Source organism: Candidatus Paceibacter sp. (assembly GCA_013360865.1).
Taxonomy (GTDB): Bacteria; Patescibacteriota; Minisyncoccia; order UBA9983; family UBA9983; genus SURF-57.
The window spans coordinates 1-9,935 of record JABWAS010000021.1; the positions used below are offsets into that span (position 1 = coordinate 1).

Genomic DNA, 9,935 nt, shown 5'->3' on the forward strand with positions numbered 1-9,935 from the left:
TGAAACAATATTTGAAATACTACAAGTATGAACGGCTTCATGCCGGAATTAATTTCTTAACTCCAGCTCAGGTGGTGTGAAGCTATTGGAGACTGGACGGGGCGGATGTGGATAGTGGAAAAAGTAGCTGCGAAATGCTAAAGTAACTTAAATTTATAGGCAACATAAAATCTACTATATGAGCAGAATGAACAAATCAATTGAAGTAGAATTAAAATTTAAAATTGATAGTAATCAGATTAAAAAAATTACCGATAGTCCGAATATTACAACAGATAAAGAAGTCCACCAAAAAACCGTGATGTTTGATAATTCGGATAAGTTGATGGAACACACTGACGGCAGAATAAGATTAAGACAGCAGGGAGATAAAATCAGTTTATCTTACAAAAGACCTTTGCCGAGTGTTGGCAACGAAAAGAAAGAAGTAGAGCTGGAAACAGAGGTGGGTAATTTTGAAGTTATGACGCATATTTTAAGAATGATGGGCTACTCGCCATCTACGTCTTATGAAAAATATACCCTGCCACTGCGGATGAAAAATTATAACGATATTCACATTGAAATACAGAAATATCCATTTGAAAACTTTTTAGAAATTGAAGGGGACAAAGAAAAAATTGAAAAAGCTGCAAAACAACTCGGCTTTGACATAAAAGACGCCCTTGTTAAACCGGTGGACACTCTCTTTACGGAATGGCGCTTGGCAAAAGGATTGCCTTTCAAGCCGCACATGGCTTTTAAGGATTATGACAAGTGATGGTTTTTAATTGGGCATTATGCAGGAAAAGAGTTTTAAAGAAAAAGAATTGTTGGCAAAAAAATGTTTTATCGGTGGGGTTAGTGGTGTTGGCAAGTCAACATTTTTGGAAAAATTAGAAGAGCTTTATGATTGTTTTGAAATAATCCACGGTTCAAAATATTTTATGAGATGGCTCGGTTTAAAAGAAGGGGATTACCATTCGCTACAATCTATGGATGACAATATTAAGAATAAGGAGCTTAACAAAATGATGAGATTTATTTTGGCCGCGAAGCAAAAAAATAAAACACTCCTGGTTGATGCTCATTATTTAAGAATAAAAGAAGGGAAAATTTCTGACGCAACCGACGATTGGGCTGGATTATTTGATGGCCTTTTTGTTTTGGAGGATGAGCCTGAAAAAATTTTGGCAAGAATAAAGTCCGATTCAATGAATTTAAAAAGAAATAGAAAAATTTTTCCTGTTCCCGAAAATTCAGACGATGATAAAAAGATAAAGCTGCTACGGAAATATCACAACAGAACCGTAGAAAAAGTTAAGAAGCTATCAAATAAATTTAATATACCCTATTTTATTATTAAAAATAAAGACGGTAAAGTAGAAGAGGTTGCGAGAGAGTTTGTTGGTTGTGTTAAATTGATCAATTGTAAGTTATAATTTATAATTACCACTACTATAAGTTATGAATATAGAGCAACGTAATTTGGGTACAAAAAAAATTGAAGTTGAGTTTAGGTCTATGTTTAACAAGAAAGAGTATGGCAGAATAAAAGAATTTCTTGAAAATAATGCCGTTGATCTTGGTGAAGACGATAAAGATGTGCATTTTTTCATAATGTCGGATAAGTTGCTTAAGGTTGTTGACAATGTATCAAAAAATAATGCCAAAGTTGTTTTGAAGCTGAATAAAATAGGAAAAGGAAGCGATTTTGAGGAGTTAGAAATTCCAATAGAGCGAAAACACGCGGCTGATTTTACAAAAGTCCTCAGTTCCCTTGGTTTTACCGATAATATAATGCGTTCGTTTCAGAAAAGGAAAAACTATCTTTATAAAGAGGTAGAAATTGCGTTAAAATATAGTGATGTTTGGGGATATCATTTAGAACTGGAAATAGTTATTGCTGATATAAAAGATAAAGAATCAGCAGAAAAAAGAATAAAAGAAGTAGCAAAAGAATTAAATATTAGGCTAATGACCGATCAAGAGCTTGTAGAGTTTACAAAGAAAGCCGAAGAAGAACATAAGATTAAAAATAAAGGCAGGTAACTTTAAATTTTGGATATTTGCTAATTTAAATGGAATATATTTCCAAATTTAACTTAAGGGAAGAAAAGGGCTAAGTAGTTTTTTTATAATTTTCAAAAGCTAAACATTTAACGGGTGCCCCCCAGTCCATTTCTTTAACATTGTTAATTAAGTATTCTATTTCCCTTTTTTCACTTCTCGTCAGTATAAAAACCGACGGTATTTTAATAAGCTTCAATTTATTGTGCCAAATTTCTACTTTTTTTAGGTATTCTGGCGAGTAGTAAGGCTTATCTTGGAAGTGTCGCTGTTCTAAAAAATTTTTATCTATAAGCGTTTCTACTTCATCAACTATAGCAAGGCCAGTTTCATCAGAAATATTGGATAAATGGTCGCAATCTGAGAAAAAGGCGACATTAAACCCTTTCTTTTTAAGAAATGGAACGAGCTCATTTGTTGCGTAGTATGTCTTGCCGCTGTCAGTAAGACCTATTATAAGTACATTATTACGTGATAATAATTCTTTATATATTTTTTCCGTTAAATTTTTCATTTTAAAGTTAAGAGGAGGAACAATTTGCTCCTCCTCTTTATTTTGCAAAAATCATTTCCTAGCCAATGCGGCAAGGAATGATTTTTGCTGTTTTGCAACCAGCCCCGGCCTTTGAATGTTTTGATGCGCATGAATTGACATCAACAGCCGTAGCAACACGAGCGGGTTTGTAATTTTTCTTCCGTGTTTTCATTTTATCACCTCCTTTCTTTTTCTTTTTAGGTTTGCCGAGGAATTGGGAAGTTAATTTACTCTCTGGAATAGGACGACTCAGAAACCGGCAAAAACTGAAACAATGCAGAAAGTCTTCTTAAAACTCTATCTTTGCCCATTGCTTTTATAATTGAGTACAAATCTGGGGTTTGCACTCTTCCAGTCAATAATACGCGGAAAATTTTAGCAACGTCTGCCATACTTCCTTTAAACTGATCCGGTTTTTGTTTATATGTTTTAGTACTCTCGGCATAACCAAATGCCTTAGCTATTTTTTTTACATTGTCAAACCATTCGTCTTTAGTATAATCTTCGTTATAAGAACTTACAAAAGTCTTAATGATTCCTTCAGTGTCTCTAAAATCTATTCCTTTTAAGTTTTGAGATACATCTTCCTTACTTACAAAAAATAATTCATCGAAAAAATATTCTATTTCTTTTCTCACTTCAGACCATTTGGCAATATCTTTCCTTTTTTTTGTTTCATCACCTCTTTCAATATTCATGATATCTTTTACATATCCAGTATTATGCTCCATTAATTCAGAAAATTTCTTGTCATATTTCTGAGCCCAATTAAAAACTTTAACGTACATCTCTTCCGCCGTAAATCGCGACACTACATCCTTGCTAATATCATTAAGTTTAACCATGTCAAACAATGCCCCGTTTGAATGAGTTAGTTTTTCCAAAGAAAAACTAAATTCTCGATAATCTTTATCTTGATTAGATTTTCTCCAGTCTTCAAAACTAGAATTAGCAAGATTAATCAGATACTCTACAACAGCTTCTTGTGGATATCCTTGCTCGTCGTAGTAAGCTACACTTGCTTCCGGATCTTTTCTCTTACTTAATTTTCTTTTTGAAGCCCCTTCATTTTTTTGAATAGGCATTAAGTGTCCATATCGTGGAGGTTTCCACCCAAGTGCTTCAAAAAGCTGAACATGAATAGGGACAGAACTAAACCACTCATCGCCCCGCAACACATGCGTAGTGCCCATAAGGTGATCATCAACGACATGAGCCATGTGATATGTTGGCAATCCATCGGATTTCATTATTATAATGTCTTGATTATTTTCAGGTAATTCACGCTTTCCTTTTATAATATCATCAAATATAATTTTTTTATTAGAATTACCATTGGATCTAAAACGAACAGCGAACGGCCTCCCAGTGTTAAGCATTTTTTGTACATCTTCTTTAGGTTGGTTGCGCCATTTTGCCCACTTACCATAATAACCAAAAGGAACTTTTAATTTCTCTTGTTGTTTGCGCATATCCTCCAGTTCTTCCGGCGAACAAAAACAAGGATAAGCTAATTCTTTTTCAAGCAATAACTTAACATAAGCCTTATAAATTTCTCTCCGCTCGCTTTGTTTATATGGACCATACTCTCCAATTTCATTATGGAAAATATTTTCCCCCTCGTCTATTTTTACGCCAAAATGATTCATGGAATTAATTATCAAATCGACAGCACCCTCCACCTCTCGCTTTTTATCAGTATCCTCGATGCGCAAATAAAAAACCCCCCCTGTTTGATGCGCCAAACGCTCTGACACAAGAGCTGTATATAAACTACCAATATGCATAAAGCCAGTGGGGCTTGGGGCTATGCGGGTCACCATCATCCCTTCCTTTAGTTGACGTGGCGGGTATTTTCTTTCAATTTCCTCTATTTCAAAATCTTTTTCTGTTTTTGGTAATAATTTTTCGATCATATTTTTAAAGCCCTCTGACTGGCCTTTATGGCTACTTGTTTTTTCTGTATCCATGTTCAAAAACCAGCACAATTTAACAAAGATAGTTTGTTAAATTTTTTTAATTATAACATTTTTTAACAAAAATCCATGTTTTTTACAAATTTTAATTATATGTTAATATATTATAATAAAATGTTATTTCAGTTATTATATGGCCTGATCGTCTAGCGTAGGACGCCTCACTTTTCATGAGGAAACGATATCTCGTAGGTATCTCAGGCTACCATAATTTAAGTGGATTATTCAGGAAAAATAATAAGCAGATTTGCTCCAACTCCTACTGGCACGTTTCAGCTTGGCATTATTAGAAACGCTCTTTATGTTTTCCTCCTTACGAAGAAGACAAAAGGTAAGTTTATTTTAAGAGTAGACGATACCGATCCGCGTTCTAAAAAGAAAAATGAAAAATATATTATAGATTCATTAATATGGCTAGGCCTCAATCCGGATGAGATTTATAGGCAATCAGAAAGGAAGCATATTTATAGAAGATACATTGAAAAACTAATTAAGAATGGCAGCGCTTACATAACAAATAAAGATGAAGACAAAAAAACCTTAATACGATTTAAAAATTGTGGTGGCAAGGTAAAATACTTTGATCAAATAAGAGGGGAAATAGTATCAGATGTTTCTTATTTCGGTGATTTTGTTATTGCCAGAAGCATGAATGACCCAACTTATCATTTAGCTTCCGTTGTAGATGATTATGAGATGGGCATTAATTATGTTCTAAGAGGAGAAGACCATATTCCTAATACACCAAAACACATCATGATAGCAACAGCTTTGGGAATTAAACCACCAAAATATTGTCACTTACCGTTATTGCTTGGGCCGGATAGAACTAAATTATCCCTGCGAAAAGAACAAGGGATGAACATTCTGGATTTTAAGAAAGCGGGGTATTTACCAGAAGCCATATTAAATTTTGTTGCACTTTCTGGATGGTCTCCCAAAAAAAATATGAGACCGATATTCTCAAAAAAAGAATTATTAAGATTTTTTAGTATTAAAGGATTACAAAAAGCAAACGCCATTTTTGATATCACAAAACTTGATTGGTTTAATAAACAACATATCAGGAAAATGTCTTTAGTTGAAAAGTTTAAAATAAGCAAGTCTTTTTTGCCAAAAAAATATAAAACTAAAAATTGTGTTTTTTTAAAAAAGCTATTAGTTTTTCTTTTTAATAGAATAAACAATTTTTCTGATATTAATAAAATGACTAAGGAAGGTCAAATTAAGTATTTTTTTGAAAGACCAAAATGTCACTTTGAAGAAGAAATAAATATTAGCGATATTAAAACCCTAGTTACTATTCTAAAGGAAATTCCTGATAAAAATTTTGAAAAAACTTTCATTTATAGCAAATTAAAAGACCTTAATAAATCGAACTCAATAATCCATCCATTAGAACAAATGAGAAGAATTTTGTCTGGAAGATTGATATCATTTGATCCCGTTAGCATATCATCTATTATTGGTAAAAAAGAAACGCTTTATCGTCTAAATAATTGTATTAAAAAATACGTTGTCCTTTGAAGAGCAACGTATTTTTACAATTTTGATTCATTTGTTCAAGCATTTTTTCCTTTTGCACACATTGGCATTAAGTGCCTCTTAACATAACTGGAGCGCATGAATATTTTTTTTCCTTCATCTAAAGTTTTCAAAATATCTCCGTCCCCCAGAGTATGCCATCGACAAACGGCAACCCGTCTATCTGGAAGCACATACAAATCATACAATCCCTCATGACATGGGTAATGCGGACATTTTTTGCACACACCATCTACATCATAGTGTGACCCTCCAGCCAGACTTTTATTTGTTACTAAAATACTTCCAATTCTATAAACCTTTACTGGAACACCGTGACTGCGAGAATATGAGTGCACAAAAACCTCATCCGCTTGTCCCTCCAAAAAAAGATCAAGGCTTTCCAGTGGAACATGCAAACTTGGCCAGCTACCAAATGGTATAGGTACACACACCACTTCCTGTAGTTTAAGATTTATACCTTTTGAACAACAAAAATTAACCATGCCTGGCACTTCTTTTACATTGAGTTGAGTTACCACCATGTTAATACGAAGAAGCAGTCCTAGTTCTTTAAGCATAATAATATTATCAATTACTCTCTGAAACAATCCTCTTGTGGAAGACATCTTATCAAACGTTTTTTCTTTTAATGAATCAAGACTGACTGCTATGTGCAAGTTTTTCTTATAGTTGCCAATGGCCTTTATAAACCGATTTACAAACAAACCGTTTGTGTTTATAAGTAAAGTAATACCACTATCCAATACATATTTGGCACTATTATCAATGTTTTTATACACAAGGGGCTCTCCTCCAGTAAAACGAATCTTTTTCACCCCACAAAACACAGACGAATCAACCACTTCTCTAAACCAGTCATGACTAAATTCCAACATGTTGCTGATGGTTCCTTCGCCGCCTTCACCACAATATAAGCACCTAAATGGACATTTTTTTGTAAGCGAAAGGGTGACAAAAGGACATGCTTTCTCATCAGGATTATTAATTGTTTCTGCTTCTAGATTACTCATTGTAAGAGGAACAATTCCGCCTGTTACAGCTACATTATTCATTTCATGGCTCCTTTCTTATTATTAGAGGTTTATTATTAAAATAATAATGAAATTTTCAAAGTCCAAGTAGCTTATCAAGCTAACTTAAGGTTAATCTAGCACGTTTGCTCTGTCAACCTTAGAATCAATTTAAACATTAAATCGTATTTGCTTAATTTATTTCGTTAATACAAATAAATACTGTGTATAGCTATAAGCAATGAAGATCCAAACAATAAAGTCTTACCAATGTGGTCGATAAGGACAAAAAAGCTTAATCTCCGCATCCCGGCTCCGTTTCTTGCTTTTTTAAGCGTACCTTAATTTTTCACTTATTCACACCCACTTCTTTTTTAAATTGTTTCTGATTGTTGTTGGCTGTATAATTTAGCTGTAAATGACAATCAAAACGCTTTCTAAAATATTTTTAAGCCTGATGTTGTAAAAAAACTCCTGCAACATTGCGTTGCAGGAGGGGGAGAGGACTTGGCCTCTTTAGGTGCTATTTAATCCGTGTCAAGGTTTAACCTTGACATTGGCTTTTTTATTTACTTCTTGAGAAGAAAAGACAACTTGCGCCTTTCCTTTCTTTAACCCTTTTATCTTGAAAACGGCTTGCCCGTTTTGATCTGATGTGGCGCTGGCAGGGGAAACATAAATTTTCCGTTTCCCCTTGGTAACCATTGCGGTTATCGTTTCTCCAATGACCTCGTCAGCTTCCTGCTCCACTCTTACCTTGATTTTTTCCGGCGACAGCTGAATTTCTTTGACTGTCATTGGAGTAGGTGTTGGACTTGGTGTCGGAGAGAGGGTTGGTGAAGGAGTTGGAGTCGGTTTCGGCGGCGTGGGTGATGGTTTCGGACTCGGTGATGGGGTAGGAGTTGGCTTTGGCGTCCAGCCGTCAACATAAATATGAACAACTGAATCTGTGTAAAGACCGTTGGTTGTATCCTTTACCCGCAACCTTATCTCATAGTTTTGTTTTTCAATATAGGCTGGTGGCTGAAAATGCACGGACACATTTTCGCTTGTAAATGGGTCCAATTCCAACAAGTCTTTGCTAAAATATACTTCCCATCCGCCCTCCGGAAATGCCTCCAGTTTGTATTTATTTCTTCCACAAGCAACTCCTTCCTGATTACCGACTGTTATGAATGGATCAACACTTCCACCGAAAAGGCTGTAATTATATTGCTCCCAATAATTAAACAAAAAGGGTGCTTGTTCGCCGGCACACTCAAACCATATCTTAACCGTGGCTTGAGCGTCCGCGTCCGCGCCGGACTTGCCAATCAAACTAATATTGGTGCCGACAGAGTCGCAGAAGTCGCGGGCCTCCAGCACGTGATACAGGTTATAAGTTCCGTAATCATCTCTATCATATAAAACGATGGTGTCGCTGTCGGTCCTACCCCAGAGCTGGTTTTCGGCAAGTATTCTTAAAAATACATATCCTTCTGGTCCAAGAGCTGATTTGTTTGACTCAAACACTCCGGTCGGATAACCGTATTCAATTTCGTAAAATAAAACCTGAATGAGGTTAAATTCATCAACCCTGAAGCCGCAAGGAATCTTGATGTATTTTAGACCATCAGATGGAAGGGCACGCTGGTCCAAAGTAATAGTTTGATCAGATGTCGCTTCAATTATTTGCTCCGCACTTCTCCAGCCAAATCTTTCCTTGAGTGGCTCTTGGAAATGCAAAGTCCCGTGACCCATAATACAATCGTCATTGTATACGCTAATTTCATACTCATCATTGCCGTTATTACTCCCGCTCCAATTTGGAATCCTGTCTATGTCCAAGCAATTCTTAAACCACATCCCATTGGCGTGATATGCGCCCAAAGCATGCCCCATCTCATGGTATTTGTAATTAAGGCGCTTATTTTTAATATCGCGGTAATCCAGCCAGTTCACCGACATATTTATTGCTCCGTCATCGGTGGCAACCTCTGTTTTTCCCACGGTACTAATGGCGTAGGACCACATTCCGCCCATTACTATTACGAGCCTGGTGTAATCGGGGAAATAAACATCCTTGTATACCTCCAGAGCGTCTCTTAGTATTAAATCTATCTGGATATCCGCCCTGTTTTGCCCACCTTCGCTATACCCATAGTAATCGGAATTCTGGGGCATAAAGCGCCACTCATCGTGGCACTTGCCTGTAAACCAGATTTTATCGCCGGAAAAATCACGTGAATTTTCCCTGTAAAAATTGTCCAGCGACCACGGTTCGTCGGGATTAAAATACACATTCTCGGCGTCGGCTTTTGTGGCCACGCCTCCTTCTGTGCCCTCGCCGATCTGACTGTCGTCAAGGTCTTTAAATTTTACCAGTAATACCACAGTCGGTTGTTCTCCCGTTGTGTCGGAAAAATCAACCTCCTTTTTACCTATTAGTTGCGGCGTTTGTGGTACGATTTTCTCGCACCTGAAGCCATTATCGGCATAATCGCCGATTGCGGTTACGCGCGTGTTTGGCGGCAGGCCGGGTGGTCTATCCAGTCCCTTCAGCAAGAGCCTTATCTTTTTGCCATTTGCATCGCGCAAAAAATATGAAGGTTTGCAATCATAGGGTGACTCTTTATTCTCGGAAAAAAATGTTTCCACAGTGCCATCTATCGTTTCCGAGGCGAGAGCAACAACATCCAACAAAAAACACAGCAACATCCCTGTCGCCAAAACAACAAATTTCTTAGCCATTTAAGGCCTCCTTTCAATTAAGGTTAAACAGAATTTAAGAAGTTTACCCCCACACCTGTTTCCTTATTGTTTCAAATCATATACCAT

8 protein-coding genes are annotated in these 9,935 nt (G+C 36.2%); 4 read left to right on the plus strand and 4 right to left on the minus strand.

Annotation, left to right across the window (positions count from 1 at the left end; all coding sequences use genetic code 11):
• Positions 1–187: 187 nt before the first annotated feature.
• The 3 genes from HUT38_03965 to HUT38_03975 are packed head-to-tail and all read left to right on the plus strand — an operon-like array spanning position 188 to position 2,031.
• The gene (locus HUT38_03965; GenBank protein ID NUQ57609.1) at positions 188–760 is read left to right on the plus strand and encodes a class IV adenylate cyclase; all 573 of its coding nucleotides are present in this window, start codon (positions 188–190) and stop codon (positions 758–760) included.
• A 19-nt stretch (positions 761–779) separates the two neighbouring features.
• Positions 780–1,421: an AAA family ATPase gene (locus HUT38_03970; GenBank protein ID NUQ57610.1), complete on the plus strand. Its 642-nt coding sequence runs from the start codon at positions 780–782 to the stop codon at positions 1,419–1,421.
• 25 nt (positions 1,422–1,446) lie between these two features.
• Positions 1,447–2,031, plus strand: coding sequence for a hypothetical protein (locus HUT38_03975; protein NUQ57611.1), 585 nt, complete (start codon positions 1,447–1,449; stop codon positions 2,029–2,031).
• Positions 2,032–2,101: 70 nt separating this feature from the next.
• On the opposite strand, the gene HUT38_03980 is transcribed toward HUT38_03975, so the two are convergent.
• Together HUT38_03980 and HUT38_03985 are read right to left on the minus strand one after the other, a co-directional pair.
• On the minus strand, positions 2,102–2,611 hold the full coding sequence (locus tag HUT38_03980; protein ID NUQ57612.1) for a hypothetical protein: 510 nt from the start codon (positions 2,609–2,611) through the stop codon (positions 2,102–2,104).
• Positions 2,612–2,811: 200 nt separating this feature from the next.
• Complete coding sequence (locus tag HUT38_03985; GenBank protein NUQ57613.1) at positions 2,812–4,500, minus strand: glutamate--tRNA ligase; 1,689 nt, start codon at positions 4,498–4,500, stop codon at positions 2,812–2,814.
• A gap of 276 nt (positions 4,501–4,776) precedes the next feature.
• On the opposite strand from HUT38_03985, the gene HUT38_03990 reads away from it, so the two are divergent.
• Entirely contained in the window at positions 4,777–6,087 is a 1,311-nt protein-coding gene (locus HUT38_03990; GenBank protein ID NUQ57614.1) for a glutamate--tRNA ligase, read from the plus strand.
• Between the two features lie 35 nt (positions 6,088–6,122).
• Here HUT38_03990 and HUT38_03995 read toward each other — a convergent pair whose 3' ends face one another.
• Positions 6,123–7,160, minus strand: coding sequence for a radical SAM protein (locus HUT38_03995; protein ID NUQ57615.1), 1,038 nt, complete (start codon positions 7,158–7,160; stop codon positions 6,123–6,125).
• A gap of 495 nt (positions 7,161–7,655) precedes the next feature.
• A complete protein-coding gene (locus tag HUT38_04000; GenBank protein NUQ57616.1) occupies positions 7,656–9,848 on the minus strand; it encodes a hypothetical protein in 2,193 nt (730 codons plus the stop codon).
• Positions 9,849–9,935 lie beyond the last annotated feature (87 nt).

What these genes read in the sequence shown, in the direction of transcription:
- HUT38_03985 (NUQ57613.1), bottom strand. Translation starts at nt 4,500, where the DNA reads ATGATCGAAAAATTATTACCAAAAACAGAAAAAGATTTTGAAATAGAG.
- HUT38_03965 (NUQ57609.1), top strand. Translation starts at nt 188, where the DNA reads ATGAACAAATCAATTGAAGTAGAATTAAAATTTAAAATTGATAGTAAT.
- HUT38_03975 (NUQ57611.1), top strand. Translation starts at nt 1,447, where the DNA reads ATGAATATAGAGCAACGTAATTTGGGTACAAAAAAAATTGAAGTTGAG.
- HUT38_03995 (NUQ57615.1), bottom strand. Translation starts at nt 7,160, where the DNA reads ATGAATAATGTAGCTGTAACAGGCGGAATTGTTCCTCTTACAATGAGT.
- HUT38_04000 (NUQ57616.1), bottom strand. Translation starts at nt 9,848, where the DNA reads ATGGCTAAGAAATTTGTTGTTTTGGCGACAGGGATGTTGCTGTGTTTT.
- HUT38_03970 (NUQ57610.1), top strand. Translation starts at nt 780, where the DNA reads ATGCAGGAAAAGAGTTTTAAAGAAAAAGAATTGTTGGCAAAAAAATGT.